At 63.7% G+C, this 25,798-nt stretch carries 29 protein-coding genes; 1 reads left to right on the plus strand and 28 read right to left on the minus strand.

Translation table 11 applies throughout. The features are described 5' to 3' along the window. Window positions 1–8: 8 nt before the first annotated feature. From AC2FNA_RS03555 to AC2FNA_RS03685, 27 genes are all read right to left on the minus strand, one after another. Window positions 9–1,550, minus strand: a complete 1,542-nt coding sequence (locus tag AC2FNA_RS03555) for an NADH-quinone oxidoreductase subunit M (RefSeq protein WP_234169454.1) — start codon at window positions 1,548–1,550, stop codon at window positions 9–11. Next, window positions 1,550–3,694 (minus strand): NADH-quinone oxidoreductase subunit L, encoded by a 2,145-nt coding sequence (gene nuoL, locus AC2FNA_RS03560; protein ID WP_496802737.1) that lies wholly within the window; start codon window positions 3,692–3,694, stop codon window positions 1,550–1,552. The genes AC2FNA_RS03555 and nuoL overlap by 1 nt, the downstream gene beginning before the upstream one ends. Before the next feature lie 6 nt (window positions 3,695–3,700). Next, window positions 3,701–4,006 (minus strand): NADH-quinone oxidoreductase subunit NuoK, encoded by a 306-nt coding sequence (gene nuoK / locus AC2FNA_RS03565; protein ID WP_011048465.1) that lies wholly within the window; start codon window positions 4,004–4,006, stop codon window positions 3,701–3,703. Between the two features lie 78 nt (window positions 4,007–4,084). After that, window positions 4,085–4,687, minus strand: a complete 603-nt coding sequence (locus tag AC2FNA_RS03570) for an NADH-quinone oxidoreductase subunit J (RefSeq protein WP_234138981.1) — start codon at window positions 4,685–4,687, stop codon at window positions 4,085–4,087. Beyond that, complete coding sequence (locus tag AC2FNA_RS03575; protein ID WP_496824514.1) at window positions 4,684–5,106, minus strand: carboxymuconolactone decarboxylase family protein; 423 nt, start codon at window positions 5,104–5,106, stop codon at window positions 4,684–4,686. Before AC2FNA_RS03575 ends, AC2FNA_RS03570 begins: the two co-directional genes overlap by 4 nt. Beyond that, window positions 5,103–5,597, minus strand: a complete 495-nt coding sequence (gene nuoI, locus AC2FNA_RS03580; RefSeq protein ID WP_234138978.1) for an NADH-quinone oxidoreductase subunit NuoI — start codon at window positions 5,595–5,597, stop codon at window positions 5,103–5,105. The genes AC2FNA_RS03575 and nuoI overlap by 4 nt, the downstream gene beginning before the upstream one ends. Window positions 5,598–5,599: 2 nt before the next feature. Further along, on the minus strand, window positions 5,600–6,637 hold the full coding sequence (gene nuoH / locus AC2FNA_RS03585) for an NADH-quinone oxidoreductase subunit NuoH (protein ID WP_234143507.1): 1,038 nt from the start codon (window positions 6,635–6,637) through the stop codon (window positions 5,600–5,602). Window positions 6,638–6,643: 6 nt separating this feature from the next. Further along, window positions 6,644–7,030, minus strand: coding sequence for a YNQ4 family lipoprotein (locus tag AC2FNA_RS03590; protein ID WP_496824517.1), 387 nt, complete (start codon window positions 7,028–7,030; stop codon window positions 6,644–6,646). Further along, window positions 7,027–9,051: an NADH-quinone oxidoreductase subunit NuoG gene (gene nuoG, locus AC2FNA_RS03595; protein WP_496824518.1), complete on the minus strand. Its 2,025-nt coding sequence runs from the start codon at window positions 9,049–9,051 to the stop codon at window positions 7,027–7,029. The genes AC2FNA_RS03590 and nuoG overlap by 4 nt, the downstream gene beginning before the upstream one ends. A 3-nt stretch (window positions 9,052–9,054) precedes the next feature. Beyond that, complete coding sequence (locus AC2FNA_RS03600) at window positions 9,055–9,459, minus strand: DUF5333 domain-containing protein (RefSeq protein ID WP_496824520.1); 405 nt, start codon at window positions 9,457–9,459, stop codon at window positions 9,055–9,057. A 98-nt stretch (window positions 9,460–9,557) separates the two neighbouring features. Continuing rightward, window positions 9,558–9,932, minus strand: a complete 375-nt coding sequence (locus AC2FNA_RS03605) for a hypothetical protein (protein ID WP_496824522.1) — start codon at window positions 9,930–9,932, stop codon at window positions 9,558–9,560. Window positions 9,933–9,937: 5 nt separating this feature from the next. Further along, the gene (nuoF, locus tag AC2FNA_RS03610; protein WP_234138972.1) at window positions 9,938–11,236 is read right to left on the minus strand and encodes an NADH-quinone oxidoreductase subunit NuoF; all 1,299 of its coding nucleotides are present in this window, start codon (window positions 11,234–11,236) and stop codon (window positions 9,938–9,940) included. A 9-nt stretch (window positions 11,237–11,245) separates the two neighbouring features. Continuing rightward, window positions 11,246–11,473 (minus strand): DUF5337 domain-containing protein, encoded by a 228-nt coding sequence (locus tag AC2FNA_RS03615; protein WP_496824524.1) that lies wholly within the window; start codon window positions 11,471–11,473, stop codon window positions 11,246–11,248. A gap of 21 nt (window positions 11,474–11,494) precedes the next feature. Further along, entirely contained in the window at window positions 11,495–11,947 is a 453-nt protein-coding gene (locus tag AC2FNA_RS03620) for a hypothetical protein (RefSeq protein ID WP_496824526.1), read from the minus strand. Between the two features lie 22 nt (window positions 11,948–11,969). Then, window positions 11,970–13,202, minus strand: coding sequence for an NADH-quinone oxidoreductase subunit E (locus AC2FNA_RS03625; protein WP_496824527.1), 1,233 nt, complete (start codon window positions 13,200–13,202; stop codon window positions 11,970–11,972). Between the two features lie 25 nt (window positions 13,203–13,227). After that, on the minus strand, window positions 13,228–13,539 hold the full coding sequence (locus AC2FNA_RS03630; protein WP_496824528.1) for a hypothetical protein: 312 nt from the start codon (window positions 13,537–13,539) through the stop codon (window positions 13,228–13,230). Further along, complete coding sequence (locus AC2FNA_RS03635) at window positions 13,536–14,750, minus strand: NADH-quinone oxidoreductase subunit D (protein WP_234139054.1); 1,215 nt, start codon at window positions 14,748–14,750, stop codon at window positions 13,536–13,538. The genes AC2FNA_RS03630 and AC2FNA_RS03635 overlap by 4 nt, the downstream gene beginning before the upstream one ends. 78 nt (window positions 14,751–14,828) lie before the next feature. Next, window positions 14,829–14,966, minus strand: coding sequence for a hypothetical protein (locus tag AC2FNA_RS03640; protein WP_496824530.1), 138 nt, complete (start codon window positions 14,964–14,966; stop codon window positions 14,829–14,831). Between the two features lies 1 nt (window position 14,967). Next, window positions 14,968–15,141 carry a hypothetical protein gene (locus tag AC2FNA_RS03645; protein ID WP_496824532.1) on the minus strand — a complete coding sequence of 58 codons (174 nt, stop codon included), beginning with the start codon at window positions 15,139–15,141 and terminating at the stop codon, window positions 14,968–14,970. A 3-nt stretch (window positions 15,142–15,144) separates the two neighbouring features. Beyond that, window positions 15,145–15,747, minus strand: coding sequence for an NADH-quinone oxidoreductase subunit C (locus tag AC2FNA_RS03650; protein WP_496824533.1), 603 nt, complete (start codon window positions 15,745–15,747; stop codon window positions 15,145–15,147). Between the two features lie 12 nt (window positions 15,748–15,759). Continuing rightward, complete coding sequence (locus tag AC2FNA_RS03655; RefSeq protein WP_030003237.1) at window positions 15,760–16,293, minus strand: NuoB/complex I 20 kDa subunit family protein; 534 nt, start codon at window positions 16,291–16,293, stop codon at window positions 15,760–15,762. Beyond that, window positions 16,284–16,649: an NADH-quinone oxidoreductase subunit A gene (locus tag AC2FNA_RS03660; RefSeq protein ID WP_011048485.1), complete on the minus strand. Its 366-nt coding sequence runs from the start codon at window positions 16,647–16,649 to the stop codon at window positions 16,284–16,286. Before AC2FNA_RS03660 ends, AC2FNA_RS03655 begins: the two co-directional genes overlap by 10 nt. A gap of 191 nt (window positions 16,650–16,840) precedes the next feature. Then, window positions 16,841–17,623: a crotonase/enoyl-CoA hydratase family protein gene (locus AC2FNA_RS03665; RefSeq protein ID WP_496824535.1), complete on the minus strand. Its 783-nt coding sequence runs from the start codon at window positions 17,621–17,623 to the stop codon at window positions 16,841–16,843. 66 nt (window positions 17,624–17,689) lie between these two features. Next, a complete protein-coding gene (locus tag AC2FNA_RS03670; protein ID WP_496824537.1) occupies window positions 17,690–18,544 on the minus strand; it encodes a hydroxymethylglutaryl-CoA lyase in 855 nt (284 codons plus the stop codon). Between the two features lie 65 nt (window positions 18,545–18,609). Continuing rightward, window positions 18,610–20,547 carry an acetyl/propionyl/methylcrotonyl-CoA carboxylase subunit alpha gene (locus AC2FNA_RS03675; protein WP_496824539.1) on the minus strand — a complete coding sequence of 646 codons (1,938 nt, stop codon included), beginning with the start codon at window positions 20,545–20,547 and terminating at the stop codon, window positions 18,610–18,612. A gap of 112 nt (window positions 20,548–20,659) precedes the next feature. Next, window positions 20,660–22,264 (minus strand): carboxyl transferase domain-containing protein, encoded by a 1,605-nt coding sequence (locus AC2FNA_RS03680; protein ID WP_234183176.1) that lies wholly within the window; start codon window positions 22,262–22,264, stop codon window positions 20,660–20,662. After that, complete coding sequence (locus AC2FNA_RS03685) at window positions 22,261–23,793, minus strand: AMP-binding protein (protein ID WP_496824541.1); 1,533 nt, start codon at window positions 23,791–23,793, stop codon at window positions 22,261–22,263. The genes AC2FNA_RS03680 and AC2FNA_RS03685 overlap by 4 nt, the downstream gene beginning before the upstream one ends. A gap of 167 nt (window positions 23,794–23,960) precedes the next feature. On the opposite strand from AC2FNA_RS03685, the gene AC2FNA_RS03690 reads away from it, so the two are divergent. Then, on the plus strand, window positions 23,961–24,566 hold the full coding sequence (locus tag AC2FNA_RS03690) for an OmpW/AlkL family protein (protein ID WP_496824543.1): 606 nt from the start codon (window positions 23,961–23,963) through the stop codon (window positions 24,564–24,566). A gap of 60 nt (window positions 24,567–24,626) precedes the next feature. On the opposite strand, the gene AC2FNA_RS03695 is transcribed toward AC2FNA_RS03690, so the two are convergent. Beyond that, window positions 24,627–25,790: an isovaleryl-CoA dehydrogenase gene (locus tag AC2FNA_RS03695; protein ID WP_496824544.1), complete on the minus strand. Its 1,164-nt coding sequence runs from the start codon at window positions 25,788–25,790 to the stop codon at window positions 24,627–24,629. Window positions 25,791–25,798: the final 8 nt, after the last annotated feature.

Here is a 25,798-nt window from a genome sequence, read left to right on the forward strand (position 1 = left end):
AAGCTCCCTTAATGCGATGCGACCTGGGTCGCGGTCTCGGCCGCGGCCAGGGCCGTGTCAAAGTTCGAAATCAGCGCAGCAGTCGACGGCCCGATGATATCGGTGACCAGCGCGGGATAGACCCCCAGCAGGATGGTCATCACGATCAGCGGCGCAAAGATGGCGCGCTCACGCGAGGTCATGTCGGTGATCGCCTTCAGGCTTTCCTTGATCAGATCCCCGAACACCACCCGGCGATAGAGCCACAGTGCATAACCCGCCGAGAAGATCACGCCCGAGGCGGCCACCGCCGCGACCCAGGTGTTCTTCTGGAAGGTGCCCATCAGGGTCAGGAATTCACCGATGAACCCGCTGGTGCCCGGCAGGCCGACATTGGCCATGGTGAACAGCATGAACACGCGGGCATAGGTCGGCATCCGGTTCACCAGACCGCCATAGGCGTCGATGTCGCGGGTATGCATCCGGTCATAGATCACGCCCACGCACAGGAACAGCGCCGCCGAGATGAAGCCGTGGCTGAGCATCTGGAAGATGGCCCCGTCGACACCCTGCTGGTTGGCGGCAAAGATGCCCATGGTGACAAAGCCCATATGCGCGACCGAGGAATAGGCGATCAGCTTCTTCATGTCCTCCTGCACCATCGCCACCAGCGAGGTGTAGACAACCGCTATGGCCGAGAGCCACAGGATCAGGTCGGTCATCACCTCTGCCCCCACGGGGAACATCGGCAGGCTGAAGCGCAGGAAGCCGTAGCCGCCCATCTTCAACAGGATCGCGGCCAGCACCACCGAACCGGCGGTCGGCGCCTGCACGTGCGCGTCCGGCAACCAGGTATGCACCGGCCACATCGGCATCTTGACCGCAAAGCTGGCGAAGAAGGCCAGGAACATCAGGGTCTGCGCCCCGCCCAGCACGTGCACGCCCAGCACGCTGAAGCTTTCGGACGAGAACTGATGCTTCATCAGCAGCGCGATATCGGTGGTGCCGGCATCCACATACATGGACACCATCGCCACCAGCATCAGCACCGAGCCGAGGAAGGTGTAGAGGAAGAACTTGAAGGAGGCATAGATGCGCTCCTTGCCGCCCCAGATCCCGATGATCAGGAACATCGGGATCAGCCCTGCCTCGAAGAACAGGTAGAACAGCACCAGGTCGAGCGCCATGAACACGCCCAGCATGAGTGTTTCCAAGAGCAGGAAGGCGATCATGTATTCCTTGACGCGGGTCGTGACCTCCCAGCTGGCCAGGATGGTCAGCGGCATGATGAAGGTGGTCAGCAGCACGAAGAGAACGCTGATCCCGTCAACGCCCATCTTGTACTTCAGGCCCATCAGCCATTCGGCCTCTTCCACCATCTGAAAGCCGGTGTCGGCCGGGTCAAAGCCGGCATAGATACCGATGGACACAAGGAAGGTCACGGTTGTCGCAAACAGCGCCACCCATTTGGCATTGCGCTGGGCTGCGGCATCCTCGCCCCGCAGGAACACGGCCAGGATCGCCGCGGCCAGGGCCGGGATGAAGGTGACAATGGAAAGGATGTTGTCCATCAGTGTGCGCCCCCGCCGATCGACATCCAGGTGACCAGGGCAGCGATGCCCAGAACCATCCAGAAAGCGTAAGTGAAGATGTAGCCCGACTGAGCCTTGCCCGCGAGGCGGGTGAAATAGGGCACCACGCCCATGGCGACGCCATTCAGGAAGCCGTCGATCGTGCCGCCGTCACCGCGTTTCCACAACAGCCGGCCCAGGGCCAGCGCCGGGCGGACAAAGATGGCGTCGTAGATCTCGTCGAAATACCACTTGTTCTTGAGGAACAGGTAGAGCGGACGCTGATTGGCCGCCAGCCGCTTGGGCAGCTCGGGATTGACGATGTAGAACAGATAGGCCAGCGCCAGACCCAGCACCATCGCGATGAAGGGCGAGACCTTGACCCATTTCGGGGCCGCGTGGGCATCGTCCAGCACATGGTTGTCGGGACCGAAGTAAAGCGCTCCCTCGCCCGGTGCCCCGGCAAAGGCTGCGTGATGCTCGCCCTCGCTCTTGCCATGCGTCGCGTCATCGCCGTGACCGGCGTCCGCGTTGCCATGGCTTGCATCGCTGCCACTGACCGTGTCGCTGTCCGAGGCGCCATGGGCCGCGTCCTGACCACCCGCAGCGGCCTCGGCCACCGGGATGCCATAGAACTTGCCCACCTGATCGGCATGGCCAAAGAAGTTGCCGTACCAGATCATCCCCGCAAACACCGCGCCCAGGCTGAGCACGCCCAGCGGCACCAGCATCACCTTGGGGCTTTCATGGGCGTGGTCATGGGTATGTTTGTCGCCCCGCGCCTCGCCGTAGAAGGTCAGGAAGATCAGTCGCCAGCTGTAGAACGAGGTCATGAACGCGGCGATCACCAGCAGCCAGAACCCGTAGGCGGATCCACCCGCATAAGCGCTTTCGATGATCGCGTCCTTGGACAGGAACCCGGCAAAGCCGATGGTTGTCAGCGGGATGCCGACACCGGTGATGGCCAGTGTGCCGATCATCATCGCCCAGAAGGTATAGGGGATCTTCTTGCGCAGTGCGCCATAGTTCATCATGTCCTGCTCGTGATGCATCGCATGGATGACCGAGCCTGCGCCAAGGAACAGCAGCGCCTTGAAGAAGGCGTGCGTGAACAGGTGGAACATCGCCGCCGAATACATGCCCACGCCGGCGGCCACGAACATGTAGCCCAGCTGCGAACAGGTCGAATAGGCGATCACGCGCTTGATATCGGTCTGCACCAGACCCACGGTCGCGGCAAAGAACGCGGTGGTGGCGCCCAGCACGGTGATGAAACCGGCCGCACCCGGCGCAAATTCATAGAGCGGCGACATCCGGCAGACCAGGAACACGCCCGCCGTCACCATGGTGGCCGCGTGGATCAGCGCCGACACCGGGGTCGGGCCTTCCATCGCGTCGGGCAACCAGGTGTGCAGGATCAGCTGCGCCGATTTGCCCATCGCGCCGATGAACAGCAGCACGCCGATCACCTCGGCCGCGTTCCATTCACGCCAGAGGAAAGTCATCTGTGTCTCAGCCAGCGTCGGCACGGCGGCAAAGATGTCAGAGAAGTTGATGCTGTCCACGAGGAAGAACAGGGCAAAGATACCCAGCGCAAAGCCAAAGTCGCCCACCCGGTTGACGATGAACGCCTTCATCGCCGCCGCATTGGCACTGGGTTTGCGATAGTAGAACCCGATCAGCAGGTACGAGGCGACGCCCACGCCCTCCCAGCCAAAGAACATCTGCACCAGGTTATCCGCCGTCACCAGCATCAGCATCGCGAAGGTGAAGAAGGACAGATAGGCAAAGAAACGCGGCTTGTAGCTTTCACCGGTGCGCCATTGCGGGTCGTGATCCATATAGCCGAAGCTGTAGAGATGCACGAGCGCGGAGACGGTCGTCACCACGATCAGCATGATCGCGGTCAACCGGTCGAGGCGGATCGACCACGAGGTCGAGAGCGACCCGCTCTCGATCCAGCGCAAGATCTCGATCTGCTGGGTATGGCCGTCAAAACCCAGGAACACGATCCAGCTGAGCGCACAGGCCAGGAACAACAGGCCCGTGGCGGTCCACATGGCAGCTTTCTCGCCAATGAACTTCCAGCCGAACCCGCACAGGATGGCACCCACGAGCGGGGCAAAGAGGATGGTTGTTTCCATGATCCCTTACCCCTTCATCACGTTGACGTCTTCGACGTCGATGGTGCCGCGGTTGCGGAAGAAACAGACGAGGATGGCGAGGCCAATGGCGGCCTCGGCGGCAGCGACGGTCAGCACAAAGAGTGTAAAGACCTGCCCGACCAGATCGCCCAGGAACGAGGAGAAGGCCACAAGGTTGATGTTCACCGCCAGAAGCATCAGTTCGATGCTCATCAGCAGAACGATCACGTTCTTGCGGTTCAGGAACAGACCGAAAATGCCGATGACGAACAGCGTCGCCGCGACCGTTAGATAATGTTCAAGTCCGATCATTCGTCCATCCTGTCCTTCGCGCGGCACCGAAATCTTGCAAAGATTTCGGGCCGATTTTTTTGCAAAAAATCGGGTCGCTCACAGCCCCTGCCCCGGTTTTACGTCCTTGAGTTCCATTGCCTTGGCCGGGTCGCGCATCATCTGTGCGATCACGTCCTGACGCTTGACGTCCTGGCGGTGACGCAGGGTCAGCACGATGGCTCCGATCATCGCCACCAGCAGGATCAGACCGGCAAGCTGGAACAGAAGGAAATACTGATCATAGATGATAAGGCCCAAAGCCTCGGTATTGTGGCGATCCGCCGGCACCGGCTGTGCCAGATGCCCGGCGGCACCCTCGGCGGTTTCCCAGGCGCCATAGGCCATGACGAACTGCATCAGGATCACCAGCCCGATCAGCAAGGCCAGCGGCATATAGCGCGCCATTTCGGCCTTCAGCTCGGCGAAATCCACGTCCAACATCATGACGACGAACAGGAACAGAACCGCGACCGCGCCGACATAGACGATGACCAGCAGCATGGCCACAAACTCGGCCCCCAAGAGCACAAAGAGGCCCGCCGAAGAGATGAAGGCCAGGATCAGCCACAGCACCGAATGCACCGGCTGGCGGCTGATCACGGTGAACAGCCCGCCAGTGATGGCGCTGATGGCAAAGAGGTAAAACGCAAACACGCTCATTGATCATCGTCCCCATTATCGCCCATGACCTCTTGCGCCAAATTCAGCGCGCGGGTCATGGCCGGAATGCCGGCAAAGACCGACATCTGTCCGATCGTTTCCACGATCTCTTGTTTTCTCGCCCCCGCTTCCAGCGCGTGGCGCACCGTCTGGCGCACGGCGGTATCGGCCTGGGCACCCTGACAGGTCAGCCCCGCCAACGTCAGCAGCAGCCGGGTTTTGGCATCCAGCCCGTCCTTGTTGACGGTGTTGCCGAACATCAGTTCCATGACCTCTTTGGGCATGGTCGGCCACATCGCCTCGAACCCCTTGAAGGCCTCGGAGGGAGAGAAATTCTCCAATGCCGGATTGAACGCCTTGGCCATGTCATGGGCCTGGGCGAGCATCATCTCGAACGGGTTTTTCGGCGCATCGGTCATCGGTAGGGCGCATCCAGTTCCAGGTTGCGGGCGATCTCGGCCTCCCAGCGGTCGCCGTTCGACAGGAGTTTCTCCTTGTCATAGAACAGCTCTTCGCGGGTTTCGGTTGCGAACTCAAAATTCGGTCCCTCGACGATGGCATCGACCGGGCAGGCCTCCTGGCAGAAGCCGCAATAGATGCATTTCGTCATGTCGATGTCGTAACGCGTGGTGCGGCGGCTGCCGTCCTCGCGCGGTTCGGCGTCGATGGTGATCGCCTGCGCCGGGCAGATCGCCTCGCACAGTTTGCAGGCGATGCAGCGTTCCTCGCCATTCGGGTAACGGCGCAGCGCATGTTCACCGCGAAAGCGGGGGCTGAGCGGCCCCTTTTCATGCGGATAGTTCACGGTCGCCTTGGGGGCGAAGAAGTATTTCAGCCCCAGCTTCATGCCGCCCCAGAAATCCTGAAGCAGGAAGTATTTGGCGGCGCGGGTATAGTCGATATTCGCCATGATCAGCCTCCCACGGTCCAGCGGGCGAAGAGGCCCCAGAACCAGTCGAATTTCGCCGCAAAGGCCACAAACACCACCCAGACCAGGCTGAACGGCAGGAAGACCTTCCAGCCCAGCCGCATCAGCTGGTCATACCGGTAGCGGGGCGTGATCGCCTTGACCATTGCAAAGAGGAAGAAGAAGAACGCCATCTTGGCGACCATCCACAGCACCCCATCGGGCAGGCCCGGAATGGGCGACAGCCAGCCGCCGAAGAACAACAGCGAGGTCAGCGCGCACATCAGGAAGATGGCGATATATTCCCCTGCCATGAACAGCAGGAAGGGCGTGGCGGAATATTCCACCTGATAGCCCGCCACCAGTTCCGATTCCGCCTCGGGCAAGTCAAAGGGCGGGCGGTTGGTCTCGGCCAGCGCCGAGATGAAGAACAGGAAGACCATCGGGAAATGCGGCAGCCAGTACCAGCCGAAGAAGCCCCAGCCGGTATCCTGCGCTCGCACGATATCGCCGAAGTTCATCGAGCCGGTGGACAGGATCACCCCGATGATAATGAGGCCGATGGAGACCTCGTAAGAGATCATCTGCGCAGCTGACCGCAGGCTACCCAGGAACGGGTATTTCGAGTTCGAGGCCCAGCCGCCCATGATCACGCCGTAAACCTCAAGCGAGGAGACGGCAAACACATAGAGGATAGCGACGTTGATATCGCTCAGCACCCAGCCATCGTTGAACGGGATCACCGCCCAGGCGATCATCGCCAGAACAAAAGATGTCATCGGCGCGAGGATGAAAACCGTCCGGTCGGCGCCGGCGGGAATGACCACTTCCTTGACCACGTATTTCAGCGCGTCGGCCACCGATTGCAGCAGGCCATAGACGCCCACCACGTTGGGGCCCCGGCGCATCTGGACCGCGGCCCAGATCTTGCGGTCGCCATAGACGAGGAAGAGAAGCGAGATCATCACGAAGGCAACGACCGCAAGCACTTGTGCCAGGATGATCAGGGCTATGCCGCCTGGGGTGTCAAAGAATTCAGCCATAGGTCCTCACACCGTGGGTATTCCGTTTTCGGCGCAGTGCGCGACCACGACTTCGGCGTCGATGGTCTTTGCCCCGCGCGGCAGGGATGGCGAGATGGTGTAAACAGCATCCGCCGCCCACACGCCACCCTTTTCATTCACATTCGTGCGCAAATGACGCGCAAAGCCGTAGCCCCGGATCAGGGCATATTGGGCTGCCGCGCATTCGGCATAGTCATCCAGATCGGCGGCGCTGCGCGCGCCGCTCATCCGCACCCCGAATTGCACCAGATCACCTTCCAGCAGCGCGGTTTCGACACCCATGTATTGGGGCGCGAAACGCGACACCTGATCCTGCGCCGGGTCGGCACAGGCCATCAGGGCCAGGGGCGATATGAGTGCAATACGGGTCATTCGGCGGCAATCTTCTCCGCCCGACGCGCCTTGGCGGCGGCCGACAGTTCAGCCATCAGGGCGCTGGCCCGCGCAATCGGGTTCGAGAGATAGAAATCGTCCACCGCGTTGCGGAAGCTGGCCGCGCCCAGCGGGCCCTGTTCCAGCGCCTCGACCACGTTTTCCGGCACCTGGTCGATCTTCGCCAGATGCGGCACCTCAGCCACGAGCGCCTGACGCAGCTGCGCCAGCGAATCGAACGGCAGGGTCGCGCCCAGCTCGGCGCTCAGCGCCCGCAGGATGGCCCAGTTTTCCTTGGCCTCGCCGGGGGCAAAGCCCGCGCGCATCGCCAATTGCGGGCGGCCTTCGGTGTTGACGAACAGGCCGTTTTCCTCGGTATAGGCGGCGCCGGGCAGGATCACGTCGGCACGATGCGCACCCCGATCACCATGGCTGCCCTGATAGATCACGAATGCACCCGCGTCGATTTCGACCTCGTCGGCACCCAGGTTATAGATCACCTCGGCTCCGCCGATGGCCGCCTCGATGCCGCCTTCGGTCACCGCGCCGATATCCATTGCACCCACACGACCCGCCGCGCTGTGCAGCACCAACAGGCCCGAGCCCGAGATTTCGGCCATCTTCTGCGCCGCCGCCAGAACCGCCAGACCGTCGGCCTCTCGCAGGGCGCCCTGCCCCACGATCACCAGCGATTTCTTGTTCTCGCGGGTCTCGTCCGAAACGCCCTCGGCGATCATGTCGGCCAGCGCCTGCCGGTCGGTTCCGGCGTGGAAATAGTCATAGGTCAGATCGGCGGCGGGGCCGATCAGCGCCACTTCGGCGCCCCGGGTCCAGGCCTTGCGGATACGTGCGTTAAGCACCGGCGCCTCGTCGCGCGGGTTGGTGCCAATGAGCAGGATCATATCGGCGTCGTCGATATCCTCGATGGCGGCGGTGCCCACATAGGCGCCCCGGTTGCCGATCGGCAGGCGGGCATTGTCAACGCGGCATTCCACCTCGCCGCCCTGTCCCTCGACCAGTTGTTTCAGTGCAAACGCGGCCTCGACCGGGGCCAGATCACCGATCAGGCCGGCAAGTTTCTTGCCCTTCATCGCAGCGGCGGCGGCGCTCAGCGCTTCGGGCCAGGTGGCGGGTTTCAGCTTGCCATCTACGCGCACATAGGGGCGGTCCAGCCGCTGACGGCGCAGCCCGTCCCAGACAAAGCGGGTCTTGTCGCTGATCCACTCTTCGTTCACGCCGTCATGGTTGCGCGGCAGGATACGCATCACCTCGCGGCCCTTGGTATCGACGCGGATGTTCGACCCCAGCGCATCCATCACGTCGATGCTCTCGGTCTTGGTCAATTCCCAGGGACGGGCGGTGAACGCATAGGGTTTCGAGGTCAGTGCACCCACCGGGCACAGGTCGATGATGTTGCCCTGCAGGTTCGAATCCAGCGTCTGGTTCAGGTAGCTGGTGATCTCGGCATCCTCGCCCCGGCCGGTCTGGCCCATCTGGGTGATGCCAGCCACCTCGGTGGTGAAGCGGACGCAGCGGGTGCAGGAAATGCAGCGGGTCATCGCGGTGCCAACGAGCGGGCCCAGATTCAGATCGTCCACCGCACGCTTGGCCTCGCGAAAGCGGCTGAAGTCGACGCCATAAGCCATTGCCTGATCTTGCAAATCGCACTCGCCGCCCTGATCGCAGATCGGGCAATCCAGCGGGTGGTTGATCAGCAGGAATTCCATCACGCCCTCGCGGGCCTTCTTGACCATGGGCGAGTTGGTCTTGACCACCGGCGGCTGGCCTTCCGGCCCCGGGCGCAGGTCGCGCACCTGCATCGCGCAGGAGGCCGCCGGTTTCGGCGGGCCGCCCACGACCTCGACCAGGCACATCCGACAATTGCCCGCGATCGACAGACGCTCGTGATAGCAGAAGCGCGGCACCTCGATCCCGGCCACTTCGCAGGCCTGAATCAGGGTCATTGCGCCCTCGACTTCGATCTCGTGCCCGTCGATGTTGATCTTGCGGAGGTCAGACATGATCTAATTCGCCCTCAGTAGCGCGCCGATTGCGCTGTTGTTCGAAATTTCCAGCCGGCCCAGTCGGCACAGGTCGCCCGGCTTGTCATAGTTGAGGCCCAGTTCGGCCATGTACTTGCGGCCACGGTCGCGGAACCGTTCCTTTTCGACGTCGCTGTCAAGAACGGCGCGGATCTCGCTGTCGGAATAGCCCAATTCGTTGGCACGGGCGCGCAGGCGGCGGATCTCGCCGATCCCCTTGAACAGGCGCCCGTCTATATCGTCGCAATTCTTGCGGATTTCGTTTGCCACCACGATGGTAAAGATGCCGTCGGCAATCTCGGGCACCTCGCGCAGCGGCGGCTTGGCCGCGGCGGCCGAGGCCGCAATGGCCAGGCTGGCGGCGGCAGTCAGGATGGATTTGATCATGGCATGTCCTTTCGGTCTGGAAGAACCAGACCGATGCATGCCGGGCCTGTTATGCAATAACAGCGCGCCCGACCGGCAGGGATATGCCGACCGTCCGCTCATGGCCGCTGACAGGTGCCTTGAAAGGTCATCTTGTCGCCCTCGATCCGCAGTTGCGCGGGGTCGCTGTCGGGGCCGACCTGCCAGTCTATCCTGGAGTTGCCGTAATTGGCGATGCAGTAGGAGATACCGCCATGCCGCCCCGCCTCGCGTGCGTCGTCAAAGGATTGGCTGACCTTGTCCACCGTCACCGTGAACACCGACAGCGTCGCCTTCTTGTCGACCGGCTTGGCCTTGACCGGAAAGTAATGCCCGCCGAACAGCAGCCGATTTTCGCGTTTGGTTCTGTTGCAGGCCGCCGTCACGGCGACAGCACCGATCAAAAGGGCCAGCGCGGCCCTTTGAGAGAAACGAGAGGCAGTGGGTTTGCTCATCGCGTTCACTCCGCCGCCATCGCGCCCATGCGGCCCGATTTCTGCGCCTTGATGCGATCCTCGATCTCTTCGCGGAAGTTGCGGATCAGGCCCTGGATCGGCCAGGCTGCCGCGTCACCCAGGGCACAGATGGTGTGGCCCTCGACCTGCTTGGTCACGTCCCAGAGCATGTCGATCTCTTCTAGTTCCGCCTCGCCGCGCACCAGACGATCCATCACCCGCATCATCCAGCCGGTGCCTTCGCGACAAGGCGTGCACTGGCCGCAGCTCTCATGCTTGTAGAACTTGCTGAGGCGCCAGATCGCTTTCACGATATCGGTGGATTTGTCCATCACGATCACCGCCGCGGTCCCCAGGCCCGAGCCCAGTTCGCCGCGCAGGTAATCGAAATCCATGATCGCGTCCTTCATCTTTTCCCCGCGCACGCAGGGAACCGAGGAGCCACCCGGGATCACGGCCAGCAGGTTGTCCCAGCCGCCGCGAATGCCGCCGCAATGGGTCTCGATCAGTTCCTGGAACGAGATCGACATCGCCTCTTCGACCACGCAGGGGTTGTTCACATGGCCCGAGATGGCAAACAGCTTGGTGCCTGCGTTGTTCTGGCGGCCAAAGCCTGCAAACCATTCCGGTCCGCGCCGCAGGATCGTGGGCACCACCGCGATGGATTCGACGTTGTTGACCGTGGTCGGGCAGCCATAAAGCCCCGCACCCGCCGGGAACGGCGGCTTCATCCGGGGCATGCCCTTCTTGCCTTCGAGGCTTTCGATCAGCGCCGTTTCCTCGCCGCAGATATAGGCGCCCGCACCGTGATGCAGATAGAGGTCGAAGTCCCAGCCCGACTTGGCGGCATTCTTGCCCAACAGGCCCGCGTCATAGGCCTCGTCAATCGCGGCCTGCAGCGCCTCGCGCTCGCGGATGTATTCGCCGCGAATGTAGATATAGCAGGCGTTTGCGTTCATCGCGAAACTGGCGATCAGGCAACCCTCGATCAGCGTGTGCGGATCGTGACGCATGATCTCGCGGTCCTTGCAGGTGCCCGGCTCGGATTCGTCGGCATTGACCACCAGATAGGACGGGCGGCCATCGCTTTCCTTCGGCATGAAGGACCATTTCAGACCGGTGGGAAAGCCCGCGCCGCCGCGCCCGCGCAGCCCGCTATCCTTCATCTGCTGGATGATCCAGTCCCGCCCCTTGGCGATGATGCCGGCGGTTCCGTCCCAATGGCCGCGTGCCATCGCGCCTTTCAGCGTGCGGTCGTGCATCCCGTAGAGATTGGTAAAGATCCGGTCCTGATCCTTCAGCATGCTTCCTGCCTACCTTTGGCTATCCTGACGCAGGCGCCAGAGTTGAAAAATGTTGATCACCGCATAGATGAAACCGGCAAGTGCTGCGAAATCGATCAGCAGCGCGTACCGGCCCGGCAGCCCAAGCGCCGGACCGATGAACATCGACAGGACAAGCCACAGCACCATGGTCACGGCGATGACCAAGGCGATATGGCGGCCCTTGCGGGCAATGTCCTGTTCCAGTTTATCGTCCATGTTACCAGTGCGCGCCACGGATCATGCCGTGGCACTGTTTCCTTCGTATCGCCACGTGCCCTTGCGCGCGGCAAGTTCAGCTTCGCCCGGCAAGGCCTTGGAAGGCTGAACCAATTTCATCTCTTCTTCTGCCACGGTCGCGACCGGCTCGGGCTCTGCCATGGCCTCGACCGGCTCGGGCTCTGCCACGACGTTGACCACCTCAGGTTCCGCCATCGGCGCCGGCGCACTCTGGGCGACATCGGCACGAATGTCCTCGGCCAGATTGCCCCGCGCCTCGGCCTGTTGCGCGGCCGCGGACATTCTGCCCCCCAGGTAGCCGCCCGCGGCAAAGGCCATCAGTCCGGCGACAACAGCTGTCATGAAGCTTGTCTGACCGAATACCAGGATCACACCCGCGACCACGAGCCCGCCATAGGCCGCCCGTTTCCAGACACGCGCCGTGTCTGCCGATTTGTCCGTTGAGGTCGTCATGATGTGGTCTCCCTGTTATCAGTTATTCGTCGTAAATTCCGTCCTTCTTCGCCCGTTTGGCAAATTCCGTTTCCTCGCCCGCCGCCAGTTGGCGGGCCTGATCGATCCAGCCGTCCCGTTCGATCCGGCCCTTGAACTTCAGCCGCGCATCGACCCAGGCAACCTGAGCCGGGGTCCAGGCGGCAATCTGGTCGAAATGATAGAATCCCAGCTCGTTGAGCAGACCTTCGAGCTTGGGCCCCACGCCCTTGAGCAGCTTGAGGTCGTCGGCCCCACCTTCGCGTGCCGCGCTCAGGGTCAGCGGCTGTTCCTCGCCCGCCTCATCGGCCGTGGTATCGGCACCCTCGGCCTCATAGCGCCATGTGCCCTTGCGGCTGGCCAGAGCCTCCTGCCCCGGCAGTGCGGTCGAGGGTTTCACGACCGGCTCCGCTTTGGGCTTGGGCGCGGGTTCCGCCTCGGCCTTGGGGGTCTGCTTGACCGCCGGTTTCGGCGCGGCGGGTGCGGGCGGCGGGCTGACCTTGCCCGCGCGACTGGCTACCGTGCCGTCCTTGCCGATCCAGGGCGTCAGCAGCGGTACCTCGGTGCCGTCGATCCGCTTGACGGTGTCACCGATATCGGTGGCCAGTTGCACGCTGGCATTATAGCGGGTCTTGCCGCTGTCATAGTCGGTGAGGCTTGTCAGCCCCTTGAGAGGCTCGGACGCGTAACGCCCATTCTGCGGACCCGGAACCGGCACCTTGCCAGCGGCCAGCTCGTCCAGAAGCTCGCCGAACCGCTTGGCGGTCAGATCCTCGTAATAATCCTTACCGATCTGCGCCATGGGCGCATTGGTGCAGGAACCGAGACATTCCACCTCTTCCCAGCTGAACTTGCCATCGGCGGACAGGGTATGCGGTTTGTCGGCGATCTTTTCCTTGCAGACCGCGATCAGGTCCTCGGCGCCGCAGATCATGCAGGAGGTGGTGCCGCAAATCTGGATATGTGCCACGGTTCCAACCGGTTGCAGCTGGAACATGAAGTAGAACGAGGCCACTTCCAGAACCCGGATATAGGCCATGCCCAGCATGTCGGCGACGGCTTCGATGGCGGGCCGGGTCAGCCAGCCCTCCTGCTCTTGCGCGCGCCAGAGCAGCGGAATAACCGCGCTGGCCTGGCGGCCTTCGGGAAACTTGGTAACCTGCGCCTCGGCCCAGGCCTGATTGGCGGGCGTAAAGGCAAAACTGTCGGGCTGTTCGGGATACAGACGGCGTAGCATTGTGTTCTTGTCCTTCTAATTCCCGTTACGCGGCACAGGGCCCGGTGTTGATCCGGATGGAGTTACCATCCCCCACCCGTTCCGCCTTGCCTCTCGACAGATAATTCGCGGTGATCGCCAGCGTCTGCTCGCGGCTCAGACCGGCCTGAAAATCGACCGCGCCATATTGGCGTTCGTCCCGCAGCACGCAGCCGACGCTCGCCACAGCGTCCAGATAATCGTCGCGCATCTCGCCGGTGATCACGCCCGTGCTGCCCTCGCCCGTGGGCGCCACGTCACAGGCGGCCAGCGCAGCCAGCACCCCCATTCCGATCAAAGTGGATCGCATCGGGCTCATCTGTCGATCTCCCCGAACACAACGTCCATCGTGCCGATGATGGCGGCGACGTCAGCCAGCTGGTGGCCCTTGGCGACATGGTCCATCGCCTGAAGATGCAGATAGCCCGGTGCCCGGATCTTGGAGCGATAGGGTTTGTTGGTGCCATCGGCCACCAGATAGACGCCAAACTCGCCCTTGGGCGCCTCGACGGCGGCATAGACCTCGCCTGCGGGCACGTGGAACCCTTCGGTGTAAAGCTTGAAGTGATGGATCAGGCTTTCCATCGAGGTCTTCATGTCACCGCGTTTCGGCGGCGTCAGCTTGCCCCGCGCCAGCACGTCGCCGGGGCAGTCGCGCAGCTTGGCAATGGCCTGTCGGATGATCGAGATCGACTGGCGCATCTCTTCCATCCGGCAGAGGTAACGGTCGTAACAGTCGCCGTTCTTGCCCACCGGCACCTGGAATTCGAATTCGTCATAGCATTCATAGGGTTGTGCACGGCGCAAATCCCAGGCCAGGCCCGAGCCGCGCACCATCACGCCCGAGAATCCGTATTGCAGGATCTCTTCCTCGTTCACCACGCCGATATCGCAGTTGCGCTGCTTGAAGATACGGTTCTCGGTCAACAGCCCGTCAATATCGTCGAGCACCTTGGGGAAGGTATGGCTCCACGCCTCGATATCGTCCAACAGCGCATCGGGCAGGTCCTGATGCACGCCGCCGGGCCGGAAATAGGCCGCGTGCAGGCGCGCGCCGCAGGCCCGCTCGTAAAAGATCATCAGTTTTTCGCGCTCTTCGAACCCCCAAAGCGGTGGCGTCAGCGCGCCCACGTCCATCGCCTGGGTGGTCACGTTCAACAGGTGGTTCAGGATACGGCCGATCTCGGAATACAGCACCCGGATCAGGCTGGCGCGACGCGGCACCTCGACACCCGTCAGCTTTTCAATGGCAAGACACCAGGCATGTTCCTGGTTCATCGGCGCCACATAGTCGAGCCGGTCGAAATAGGGCAGGTTTTGCAGGTAGGTGCGGCTTTCCATCAGCTTTTCGGTGCCGCGATGCAAAAGGCCGATATGCGGATCGCAACGTTCGACGATCTCGCCGTCCAGTTCCAGCACCATCCGCAGCACGCCATGCGCCGCCGGGTGCTGGGGGCCGAAGTTGATGTTGAAGTTGCGGATCTTCTGCTCGCCTGTCAGCGCGTCCTCGAAGCCCTTGCCGCCATCCATCATCTGTCTCTCCTGTCCGGGCGCCCTGCCCGGCTTGTCGTGTCGTACCGGCCCCATCGGGCGCGGCCCATGCGGGCGTCAGCGACGCGCCCGCGAATTCCGTTTTGCCGTGGCCCGCACGCGGGCCCGTTTTGCCTGCGCCGCCTTGGCCGCAGCACCCGCCAGGGCCAGTCCCAGCGCCGCCAGCGCGGCCAGTTCCCCCAGGATCGTCAGCATGTCAGCGGCGCTCCATCTCTTGCAGCTTCATGGCCATGATCCAAAGCAGCACGATGACCACCGGTGAGATCACGCAGGCAAAGGCCCAGTTCCGGTTGATCCCGAAATGCGGCAGCAGCTTGATCATCGGGATGATCGTCGCGACCGCCAATGCAATCCAGATCAGGAACTCCATGGCTTAGCCCTCTTTCTTCTCGTCTCCCGGAAGGATGTAATCGGCGCCTTCCCACGGGGACATGAAATCGAACTGCCGATATTCCTGCACCAAGCTCACGGGTTCATAGACAACCCGCTTTTCCGCCTCGTCATAGCGGACCTCGGTATAGCCGGTGGTTGGGAAATCCTTGCGCAGCGGATAGCCCCGGAACCCGTAATCCGTCAGGATGCGACGCAGGTCCGGGTGGCCGGTGAACAGGATGCCGAACATGTCGAACACCTCGCGCTCGAACCAGTTGGCCGAGGGATGCACACCGGTGATCGAAGGCACCATATCCTCTTCGCGGATCGAGACTCGCAGGCGGATGCGCTGGTTCTGGTACATGCTGAGGAAGTGATAGACCACGTCGAAACGCTTGGCCCGTTCGGGATAGTCCACGGCGGTGATATCGACCAGCGTCGAGAAGCGGCAGCTGCTGTCCGAGCGCAGGAAATCCACGAAATCGACCAGGTTCGACGGCGCCACATCGACGTTCAACTCGTCATAGGTCACATCCCAGGACAGGATGCAGTCGGCGCGTTTCAGCTCCAGATGGGTGCCCAGTTCTCTGAGTGCGTCGCTCATTTGGCTCTCTCCTCAGCGCACGATGGTGCCGGTGCGGCGGATCTTGCGTTGCAGCTGCAACAGACCGTACAGCAGCGCCTCGGCGGTCGGCGGGCAGCCCGGCACGTAGATATCCACCGGCACGATCCGGTCGCAGCCACGCACCACGGAATAGCTGTAATGATAATAGCCACCGCCATTCGCGCAGGAGCCCATCGAGATCACGTAGCGCGGCTCGGGCATCTGGTCATAGACCTTGCGCAGCGCGGGCGCCATCTTGTTGGTCAGCGTGCCGGCTACGATCATTACGTCCGACTGGCGCGGCGACGCACGCGGCGCGATGCCGAACCGTTCGGCGTCATAGCGCGGCATCGAGGTATGCATCATCTCGACCGCGCAGCAGGCCAGACCAAAGGTCATCCAGTGCAGCGACCCGGTGCGCGCCCAATTGATGATGTCCTCGGTCGAGGTCAGCAGGAAACCCTTGTCCTGCAACTCGGCGTTCAGGGCCTGGGTGGCGACTTCCTTGTCGACGCCCGCGGTGTTGGCACCCGTCATCACTGCCATTCCAGCGCCCCTTTCTTCCATTCATAGGCAAAGCCGATGGTCAGCACGCCCAGGAACACCATCATCGACCAGAAGCCCACATCGCTCATGTCCTTGAAGCCGACGGCCCAGGGAAACAGGAAGGCGATTTCCAGGTCGAAGATGATGAACAGGATCGACACCAGATAGAACCGGACATCGAATTTCATCCGCGCGTCATCGAATGCGTTGAAGCCGCATTCATAGGCGCTGACCTTTTCGGGATCGGGATTGCGGACCGCCAGCACGACGGCGGCGAGAATCAGGACAAGTCCAAGGCCAGCGGCGACGGCCAGAAACACCAGGATCGGGAGGTATTCCCGCAACAGCTCTTCCACGAGTGGCTCCTTTCCTGCGCGCCCGGTCGGGGACGCGCCGTCAATTGGCGTGTTGACTGGACCTTCTCTACCCGTGCCCGCTCAGAGGGTCAACTGAACGAACGCGTCCTGCCGCGCATATTTCGACGCAGCAGGTATCGGTTTTCAGGCATATTTTCGGTCAGGCACTGGTGATCGACAGGAGATCAAACCTAAGTGTTCCATGCAGGTTTGCGCTTGTCGAAAAAGGCGCCGATTCCCTCGCGGGCCTCGTCGGTCTCCCAGCGGTCGACCAGCGCCCGGATGGTGCGGTCGATGACGGCATCGTCGACGCGCGGTCCCAGATCGCGGATCAGCGCCTTGGCCGAGGCGACGGCGCCGGGCGCGCAGGCCAGATAAGGCGTGACCTCGGCCTCGATCGCGGCGGCAAGATTTTCGGCAGGCACCGCGCGGGCGAGCAGACCCAGTTCCACCGCTTCGGCGGCCCCGAACAGGCGCCCCGACATGAAGACGCGGCGCGCGCGCGCCTCGCCCATGCGGGCGATGACATAAGGGCCGATGGTGGCGGGGATGATGCCTAGCCGGGTCTCGGTCAGGCCCATCTTGAGCGTGTCGACACCGATCGCGATATCGCAGACGCTGGCCATACCGACGCCGCCGCCAAAGGCATTGCCCTGCACCGCGCCGATCAGCGGCTTGGGCAGGCTGTTGAGCGACTGCAGCATCTCGGCCAGCTTGCGCGCCTCGACAAAGCGGGTTTCGGCATCGGCGGCCATCTGCGCCTGCATCCAGCCCAGATCGCCACCGGCGCAAAAGCTTTTGCCCGCGCCGGTCAGCACCACGACCCGTACCGCGTCGTCAGCGGCCAGTTGCGCTGCGGCGGCGCTGAGATCGGCCAGCATCTGCGCCGACATGGCATTGTGTTTCTCCGCCCGGTCGAGCGTCAGGGTGGCGACCCCGCGCGCGTCGGTGTCGATGGTGATGGTTTCGTACATGACCTCTCCTTCAGAACCGTTTTCCGGCACGGAAAACGGGCCGGAATTCTTGCAGAATTCCGGGTCTCACCCGGTGCGCATGGCGCGTGCCATCTCTGCCGCTTCGGCGATCACATCCATGTCGAGCCCGGTCTGGTAGCCCAGCCGCTCCAGATGCGCCGCGACCGCCTCGGTCGCCACATTGCCCGCCGCGCCCGGCGCATAGGGGCAGCCGCCCAAGCCGCCCACTGCAGCATCGAAAACCCGCACGCCCAGCGCCAGCGAGGCGTCGATATTGGCCAGCGCCCGTCCCGCCGTGTCGTGGTAATGCCCTGCCAGCCGCGAGACCGGCACCCGCTCGCGCACCGCCAGCAGCATGCGCGCGATCTTGTCCGGGGTCGCCTGCCCGATCGTGTCGCCCAGCGAGATCTCGTAACAACCCAACGCGAACAGCCGGTCGGCCACCTCGGCCACCTTCTCGGGCGCCACCGCGCCATCATAGGGGCAGTCGGTCACGCAGGACACATAGCCCCGCACCGGCAGGTCGATATGGCGCGCGGCCTCGAGAATCGGTTCGAACCGTGCGATGCTCTCTTCGATGGTGGCGTTGATATTGGCCTTGGAAAAGCCCTCGGATGCCGAGGCAAAGACCGCAATCTCGTCTGCACGCGCCGCCAGCGCATCTTCATATCCGTGCATGTTCGGGGTCAGCGCCGCATAGCGCACCCCCTCGGCGCGGGCGATCCCGGCCAGCACCTCGGCAGACCCGGCCATCTGCGGCACCCATTTGGGCGAGACGAAGCTGGCCACTTCGATCCGGCGGAACCCGGCCCGGCTGAGGCAATCGACCAGCGCCACCTTCTCGGCCACCGGAATCTCGCGTTTCTCGTTCTGAAGCCCGTCGCGCGGCCCCATCTCGAAGATTTCGACCCAATCGCCCATCGCCGCACTCCTGTCCCGTTGCGCTCAGTTCACCTGCCCCACCGCCGCATGTCCGCGGCGGCGCGTCAAGCCTCTTCCTCTTCCAGACGCACCAGCGCGGCACCGGCCTCGACCTGGGCGCCGGCCTCGGCCAGAACCTCGGCCACCACCCCGTCACGGGCAGCCAGCAGCGAATGTTCCATCTTCATCGCCTCCAGGATGGCGAGGCGGTCACCCTCCTTCACCGTCTGGCCGGCGCTGGCAAAGACCGCCTTGACCAGGCCCGGCATCGGCGCCAGCACCACGTTTGTATCACCACCGGCACTGCTGTCGCGCTCTAGCGGGTCGATGATGTCGAAGGGCAGGCCATAGCCGTCGAACACGGTGGCCACGCCCCCCGCGACCGACACATCGGGCATCGCCCGCCCGCCGATGCGCCAGCGCCCGTCGCGCCGTTCGGCCACCACCTGATCCGCGCCGATCTGCCAGAGCTGGCGGTAACGTCCCTCGACCTGCACATCGACGGCAATCTCCTCGCCCTGCCAGCCAAGCGTGATCGCCCGGTGCAGCGGCGCCCAGAGGGTAAAGCCCTGCTCGGCCTGATCCACGGCCAGGCCCAGCACCGCCATGGCGGCGGCGGCCACATGGCGCGGCTCGGGCGCGGGGGCCGCGACCAGCGCGTCGATATCGCGCCCGATCAGGCCCGTATCCACATCGCCAGCGGCAAAGCCCGCATGCCGGGTCAGCGCACCAAGAAAGGCCAGGTTGGTGACGGTGCCGCCCACCTGCGTCCCCGCCAGCGCCCGGTCCAGCCGTGACAGCGCCACCGCGCGGGTGGGCCCGTGCACGATCACCTTCGAGATCATCGGATCGTACCAGGGGCTGATGGTGTCGCCCGCGCGCACGCCGCTATCGGCGCGGCAGCCTTCGGGAAAGGCCAGATGGCTGAGCGTGCCGGTGGCGGGCAGAAAGCCCTTGGGCACATCCTCGGCATATAGCCGCGCCTCAAAGGCATGGCCGGTGATGCTCAACTCCTCCTGCCGGGCGGGCAGGCTCTCGCCCGCAGCGACACGCAGCTGCCATTCCACCAGATCGACGCCGGTGATCGCCTCGGTCACCGGATGTTCGACCTGCAGGCGGGTGTTCATCTCCATGAACCAGAACCGGTCGGCGCGCAGCCCGTCGGAGGCGTCGACGATGAATTCCACGGTCCCCGCGCCCTTGTAGCCGATGGCCTCGGCGGCGCGCACGCCCGCCTGCCCCATCGCGGCGCGCATGTCCTCGGTCATGCCGGGCGCGGGCGCCTCCTCGATCACCTTCTGGTGGCGGCGTTGCAGCGAGCAGTCGCGTTCGAACAGATGCACCGCATGGGTGCCGTCGCCGAATACCTGCACCTCGATATGGCGCGGCTTGGACACGAATTTCTCGACCAGCACCGCGTCATTGCCAAAGGCGGTTCTGGCCTCGCCCCGGGCGCTGTCGAGCGCGGCGGCGAAATCCTGCGGACGCTCGACCAGGCGCATGCCCTTGCCGCCACCGCCCGCGACCGCCTTGATCAGCACCGGATAGCCGATGGTATCGGCGGCGCCCGCCAGATGTTCGGGGTCCTGGTTGTCGCCGTGATAGCCGGGCACCACGGGCACGCCCGCCTCGTGCATAAGCGCCTTGGCGGCGTCTTTCAGGCCCATCGCCCGGATCGCGCTGGCCGAGGGACCGATGAAGGTAAGCCCCGCCGCCTCCACCGCGTCCACGAAATCGGGATTTTCTGACAGGAAGCCATAGCCGGGATGAATGGCCTGCGCACCGGTTTCCAGCGCGGCAGCGATGATCACATCGCCCTTGAGGTAACTGTCGGCGGGGGCCGGGCCGCCGATATGCACCGCCTCGTCGGCCATCGCCACATGTTTGGCGCCGGCATCGGCATCGGAATAGACCGCGACACAGGCGACGCCCATGCGCTGCGCGGTTTCCATCACGCGGCAGGCGATCTCGCCGCGATTGGCAATCAGGATCTTGTCGAACATGGGGTCGGTCCTTTTGACTCAAGGGTCGGTTCGGGGGCGATGTCCGTCGCCATTGGGATCGACCCAATGGTGCGGCTACTGCGCCCCCGGAATATTTCCTGCGAAACGAGGATCACATCCGGAACACGCCGAACCGCGTATCCTCGATTGGGGCATTCAGCGCAGCGCTGAGCGACAGCGCCAGCACATCGCGGGATTTGCGCGGGTCGATGATGCCGTCATCCCAAAGCCGGGCACTGGCATAGAGCGGATGCGACTGGCGCTCGAACATTTCCAGCGTCGGGCGCTTGAATTCAGCCTCTTCCTCGGCCGACCAGCTGCCGCCCTGCCGTTCGATCCCGTCGCGCTTGACGGTGGCGAGCACACCTGCCGCCTGCTCGCCGCCCATCACCGAAATGCGGCTGTTCGGCCAGGTCCACAGGAAGCGGGGCTGATAGGCCCGCCCCGCCATGCCATAGTTGCCCGCCCCGAACGAGCCGCCCACCAGCATGGTGATCTTGGGCACGCTGGTGGTGGCGACCGCCGTCACCATCTTGGCGCCGTGGCGCGCGATGCCTTCGTTTTCATATTTGCGGCCCACCATGAAACCGGTGATGTTCTGCAGGAACACCAGCGGGATCTTGCGCTGGCTGCACAGTTCCACGAAATGCGCGGCCTTCTGCGCCGCCTCGCTGAAGATCACGCCGTTATTGGCGATGATACCGATCGGGCAGCCCTTGAGATGGGCAAAGCCGCAGACAATGGTCTCGCCAAAGCGCGGCTTGAACTCGTCAAAGCGTGAGCCGTCGACAAGCCGCGCGATCACCTCGCGGATGTCATAGGGGGTTTTCAGATCGGCTGGCACCACGCCCAGGATCTCCTCGGGGTCATAAGCCGGTTCCTCGGGGCTGGCCCAGTCCACCGTCAGCGGCTTGCGGCGGTTGAGCGAGCGCACGGCGCGCCGCGCCAGCGCCAGCGCGTGGGCGTCATCCTCGGCCAGATAATCGGCCACGCCCGACAGGCGCGTGTGCACGTCGCCGCCCCCGAGGTCTTCGGCGCTGACCACCTCGCCCGTCGCGGCCTTGACCAGTGGCGGGCCGGCGAGAAAGATGGTGCCCTGTTCCTTGACGATGATGGTGACGTCCGACATCGCGGGAACATATGCGCCGCCTGCGGTACACGAACCCATCACAACCGCGATCTGCGGGATGCCCTTGGCGCTCATCCGCGCCTGGTTATAGAAGATGCGGCCAAAGTGGTCGCGATCCGGGAACACCTCGTCCTGGTTGGGCAGGTTGGCGCCGCCACTGTCCACCAGATAGATGCAGGGCAGGTTGTTTTCCTCGGCGATCTCCTGCGCGCGCAGGTGTTTCTTGACCGTCATCGGGTAATAGGTGCCGCCCTTTACGGTGGCGTCGTTGCAGACGACCATGACCTCCTGCCCCTCGACCCGGCCAATGCCCGCGACGACACCGGCGGCAGGGGCCGCGTTGTCATACATGTCATGGGCGGCGGTGGCGCCGATTTCGAGGAAGGGCGAGCCTGCGTCGAGCAGGTTGGCCACCCGGCGGCGCGGCAGCATCTTGCCCCGGCTTTCGTGGCGGGCCCGCGATTTCTCGCCGCCACCCAGGCGCGCGGCCTCGGCCGCCGCCCCGATCTGCGCCAGCGCATCCAGATGCGCGGCGCGGTTCGCCTTGAAGCCCTCGGAGGCGGGCATGGCCTTGGATGTGAGTTTCATGGATTGGCCTCCAGTTCTGCCGCTGCGCGGCGCTTCAATTCCTTGCGGATCACTTTGCCTGTCACCGTCATCGGCAGCGCCTCCAGAAACGCCACCTCGCGCGGGTATGAATATTGGGCAAGCCGGTCCTTGACCCAGGCTTGCAGCTCTTCGGCACTGGCCCGGGCGCCCGGTTTCAGCACCACATAGGCCTTGACGATCTCGGTCCTGAGCGGGTCGGGCTTGCCCACCACGCCCACGGTCGCGACGGACGGGTGGGTCAGCAGACAATCCTCGATCTCTGCCGGGCCGATGCGGTAGCCGGCCGAGGTGATCACATCATCCTCGCGCCCGACAAAGCGGAGGTAGTCGCCCTCCCACACGCCCCGGTCGCCGGTCACCAGCCAATCGCCCCGGAACTTCTCGGCGGTGGCCGCCGGGTTGCGCCAGTATTCCAGCAGCATCGAGGCCGAACCGCGCCGCACGGCGACATCGCCCTCGCCCGTTGTGGGTTGGCCCGTGTCGTCGATCACCGCCACCTCGTGCCCCGGCACCGGCTTGCCGATACAACCCGGACGCACCGGGAAATCAGCGGCGCAGGAAGACACGGTCATGTTGCATTCGGTCTGGCCGTAGAATTCGTTGATCGTCAGGCCAAAGGCACGCTCACCCCAGGCCAGCATCTCGGCCCCCAAGGGCTCGCCGCCCGAGGCGACCGAGCGCAGGCCGGGAAGTGCCTGATCCGCCGCCTTGAGCATGCGAAGCGCGGTGGGCGGAAAGAACACGTTCCTGACCCCGCCCCGCGTGATCACATCGGCGCAGGCCCCTGCGCTGAACTTGTCCAGCCGCGCCGCCACCACCGGAATGCCCAGCGCCAGCCCCGGCATCAGCACGTCAAAGAGACCGCCAATCCAGGCCCAGTCGGCAGGCGTCCACAGGCAATCGCCCGGGCGCAGGTGGTTGTGGCTGATCGAAACGCCCGGCAGGTGCCCGGTCAGCACCCGATGGCCATGCACCGCGCCCTTGGCCCGGCCCGTGGTGCCCGAAGTATAGATCAGCACCGCCGGATCATCGGGCCTTGTATCGGCCTGCGGCACCGGTTCGCCGGGCAGCCCGATCTCGGCCGCCATCAACGGGGTCGCCAGATCGCCCAGCAGGGCGGCGCCCTCGGCATCGGTCAGCACCAGACGGGCGCCGGAATCCTCCAGACGGCTGCGCAGCGCGTCCTGCTGGAACAGCTTAAACAGCGGCACCGAAATGGCACCGATATGCCAGAGCGCCAGATGCGCCGCCGCGCACCAGGGCGATTGGCTGAGCAGCACGCCGACCCGGTCGCCCGGCGCCACGCGCGGCAGCAGCGCCCGCGCCAGCCCCTGCACCATGCCCGTCAGATCACCATGGGTGATGTCGCGTCGCGCGGGTCCGGTCAGGTCGATGATGGCCAGCGCGTCGGCAGGTTGCGACAGGCATTGCCGCGCCATGTTCAGACGCTTGGGCAGGTCCCAGCCGCCATCAGGGCGCAGACCCGGTATGCGCACGGAGAATGTCATAGGAACCGACCCCACAAAATCCCTTCTAAAGAAGGGCTTTGAAACGTGCTTCTCAAATGAACGTAATTGGTTACGGGGTGAAATTCGCCTGTATCTTGATCCAGATCAGGGAATTTGCATATGTCCGTGCTCAAAATTGGAGCGTCACTTAAAACAAAGGTACCCACATGACACGTATCGCTGCTGCCTTGGCGCTTTCCACAGCTCTCGTCACCCTTGCCGGACCACTCGCGGCCCAATCTCAGGGCGATTGGACCGTAGGTGTCGGGGTGGGCTATGTGAACCCCAAATCCAACAACGGCACCCTGGCCGGTGGCGCGGCCACCGTCGACGACAACACCCAGGGGATCTTTACCGTCGAATACTTCATCCGTGACAATCTGGGTATCGAGTTGCTGGCAGCCACGCCCTTCAAGCATGACGTCTCGATCAGCGGTATCGGCTATGCCGGGACCGTCAAGCACCTTCCGCCCACCCTGTCGCTGAACTATCACTTCCCGACCAATTCGGCGTGGAAGCCCTATCTGGGTATTGGTGTGAACTACACCACCTTCTTCGAGGAAAGCTCGCCACTGGGCACGCTCAAACTGGATGACAGTTTCGGTGTCGCGATCAACGCGGGCCTCGATTATCAGATCAGCGACCGGGGCGCGCTGCGTCTGAACGCACGCTGGATCAACCTCGAAACCGACGCCACCCTGAACGGTGCCGCAATCGGCACGGCCGAGATCGACCCGCTGGTGATCGGCGTCCAGTACGTGCATCGGTTCTGATCCCTCCTCGGCAAGACAGGCGGCCCGCAAGTTCCCTCGGCTTGCGGGCCGTTTGTGTTCTCAGAGCACCGTGTTCATCAGTTCGCGGCCGATCAGCATGCGGCGGATCTCCGAGGTACCGGCGCCGATCTCCATCAGCTTGGCATCGCGGAAGATGCGGCTGACCGCGCTGTCCGACAGGAAGCCCGCGCCGCCCATGGCCTGCACCGCCTGATGCGCCTGCACCATTGCCTGTTCGCTGGCATAGAGACAGCAGGCAGCGGCGTCCTGACGGGTCACATCGCCCCGGTCACAGGCCTTGGCCACCTCGTAGATATAGGCACGGGCCGAATTCATCGCCGTGTACATGTCGGCGATCTTGCCCTGCATCAACTGGAACGAGCCGATCGGTTTGCCGAACTGCTTGCGCTCGGCCATATAGGGCATGATCTCGTCCAGACAGGCGGCCATGATGCCGGTGCCGATGCCAGCCAGCACCACGCGTTCGTAATCGAGACCCGACATCAGCACGGCAACGCCACGCCCCTCCTGGCCCAGCACGTTTTCAAACGGCACTTCGACATCCTCGAACACCAGCTCGGCGGTGTTCGAGCCGCGCATGCCCATCTTGTCGAAATGCTTGGAGGTCGAGAACCCCTTCATCGACTTTTCGATCAGAAAGGCGGTGATGCCCTTGCTGCCGGCCTCGGGGTCGGTCTTGGCATAGACCACCAGCGTATCGGCGTCTGGGCCGTTGGTGATCCAGTACTTGTTGCCGTTCAGACGGTAGTGGTCGTTGCGCTTTTCGGCGCGCAGCTTCATCGACACCACGTCCGACCCAGCGCCCGCCTCGGACATGGCCAGCGCGCCCACATGCTCGCCCGAGACCAGGCCCGGCAGGTATTTGCGCTTTTGCTCGTCATTGCCGTTCAGCTTGATCTGGTTGACGCAGAGGTTGGAATGCGCGCCATAGCTGAGGCTGACCGAGGCGCTGGCGCGCGCGATCTCTTCGACCGCGACCACATGCGCCAGGTACGACATGCCCGCGCCGCCGAACTCCTCGGGCACGGTGATACCCAACAGGCCCAGCTCGCCCATCTCGCGCCACAGCTCGTTGGGAAACTCGTTGGTCTGGTCGATCTCGGCGGCCATCGGGCGGACCCGCTCCTGCGCCCAGCGATGCACCATGTCGCGCAGCGCGTTCACGTCCTCGCCCAGATCGAATTGCATGGTAGCTGCGAACATCGCGCTCT

The organism is Ruegeria sp. YKSD163 (assembly GCF_059612905.1).

Bases quoted from the DNA above. Each gene is read 5' to 3' on its own strand.
- nuoI (WP_234138978.1), bottom strand. From the start codon at position 5,597: ATGGCGAATATCGACTATACCCGCGCCGCCAAATACTTCCTGCTTCAG.
- AC2FNA_RS03685 (WP_496824541.1), bottom strand. From the start codon at position 23,793: ATGACATTCTCCGTGCGCATACCGGGTCTGCGCCCTGATGGCGGCTGG.
- AC2FNA_RS03640 (WP_496824530.1), bottom strand. From the start codon at position 14,966: ATGCTGACGATCCTGGGGGAACTGGCCGCGCTGGCGGCGCTGGGACTG.
- AC2FNA_RS03675 (WP_496824539.1), bottom strand. From the start codon at position 20,547: ATGTTCGACAAGATCCTGATTGCCAATCGCGGCGAGATCGCCTGCCGC.
- nuoL (WP_496802737.1), bottom strand. From the start codon at position 3,694: ATGGAAACAACCATCCTCTTTGCCCCGCTCGTGGGTGCCATCCTGTGC.
- AC2FNA_RS03690 (WP_496824543.1), top strand. From the start codon at position 23,961: ATGACACGTATCGCTGCTGCCTTGGCGCTTTCCACAGCTCTCGTCACC.
- AC2FNA_RS03605 (WP_496824522.1), bottom strand. From the start codon at position 9,932: ATGAGCAAACCCACTGCCTCTCGTTTCTCTCAAAGGGCCGCGCTGGCC.
- AC2FNA_RS03635 (WP_234139054.1), bottom strand. From the start codon at position 14,750: ATGGATGGCGGCAAGGGCTTCGAGGACGCGCTGACAGGCGAGCAGAAG.
- AC2FNA_RS03650 (WP_496824533.1), bottom strand. From the start codon at position 15,747: ATGAGCGACGCACTCAGAGAACTGGGCACCCATCTGGAGCTGAAACGC.
- AC2FNA_RS03590 (WP_496824517.1), bottom strand. From the start codon at position 7,030: ATGACCCGTATTGCACTCATATCGCCCCTGGCCCTGATGGCCTGTGCC.
- nuoG (WP_496824518.1), bottom strand. From the start codon at position 9,051: ATGTCTGACCTCCGCAAGATCAACATCGACGGGCACGAGATCGAAGTC.
- AC2FNA_RS03680 (WP_234183176.1), bottom strand. From the start codon at position 22,264: ATGAAACTCACATCCAAGGCCATGCCCGCCTCCGAGGGCTTCAAGGCG.
- nuoH (WP_234143507.1), bottom strand. From the start codon at position 6,637: ATGGCTGAATTCTTTGACACCCCAGGCGGCATAGCCCTGATCATCCTG.
- AC2FNA_RS03555 (WP_234169454.1), bottom strand. From the start codon at position 1,550: ATGGACAACATCCTTTCCATTGTCACCTTCATCCCGGCCCTGGCCGCG.
- nuoF (WP_234138972.1), bottom strand. From the start codon at position 11,236: ATGCTGAAGGATCAGGACCGGATCTTTACCAATCTCTACGGGATGCAC.
- AC2FNA_RS03575 (WP_496824514.1), bottom strand. From the start codon at position 5,106: ATGACCGATGCGCCGAAAAACCCGTTCGAGATGATGCTCGCCCAGGCC.
- AC2FNA_RS03615 (WP_496824524.1), bottom strand. From the start codon at position 11,473: ATGGACGATAAACTGGAACAGGACATTGCCCGCAAGGGCCGCCATATC.
- nuoK (WP_011048465.1), bottom strand. From the start codon at position 4,006: ATGATCGGACTTGAACATTATCTAACGGTCGCGGCGACGCTGTTCGTC.
- AC2FNA_RS03655 (WP_030003237.1), bottom strand. From the start codon at position 16,293: ATGGCAGTGATGACGGGTGCCAACACCGCGGGCGTCGACAAGGAAGTC.
- AC2FNA_RS03665 (WP_496824535.1), bottom strand. From the start codon at position 17,623: ATGTACGAAACCATCACCATCGACACCGACGCGCGCGGGGTCGCCACC.
- AC2FNA_RS03625 (WP_496824527.1), bottom strand. From the start codon at position 13,202: ATGCTACGCCGTCTGTATCCCGAACAGCCCGACAGTTTTGCCTTTACG.
- AC2FNA_RS03600 (WP_496824520.1), bottom strand. From the start codon at position 9,459: ATGATCAAATCCATCCTGACTGCCGCCGCCAGCCTGGCCATTGCGGCC.
- AC2FNA_RS03695 (WP_496824544.1), bottom strand. From the start codon at position 25,790: ATGTTCGCAGCTACCATGCAATTCGATCTGGGCGAGGACGTGAACGCG.
- AC2FNA_RS03645 (WP_496824532.1), bottom strand. From the start codon at position 15,141: ATGGAGTTCCTGATCTGGATTGCATTGGCGGTCGCGACGATCATCCCG.
- AC2FNA_RS03620 (WP_496824526.1), bottom strand. From the start codon at position 11,947: ATGACGACCTCAACGGACAAATCGGCAGACACGGCGCGTGTCTGGAAA.
- AC2FNA_RS03570 (WP_234138981.1), bottom strand. From the start codon at position 4,687: ATGAGCGTGTTTGCGTTTTACCTCTTTGCCATCAGCGCCATCACTGGC.
- AC2FNA_RS03630 (WP_496824528.1), bottom strand. From the start codon at position 13,539: ATGAGCCCGATGCGATCCACTTTGATCGGAATGGGGGTGCTGGCTGCG.
- AC2FNA_RS03670 (WP_496824537.1), bottom strand. From the start codon at position 18,544: ATGGGCGATTGGGTCGAAATCTTCGAGATGGGGCCGCGCGACGGGCTT.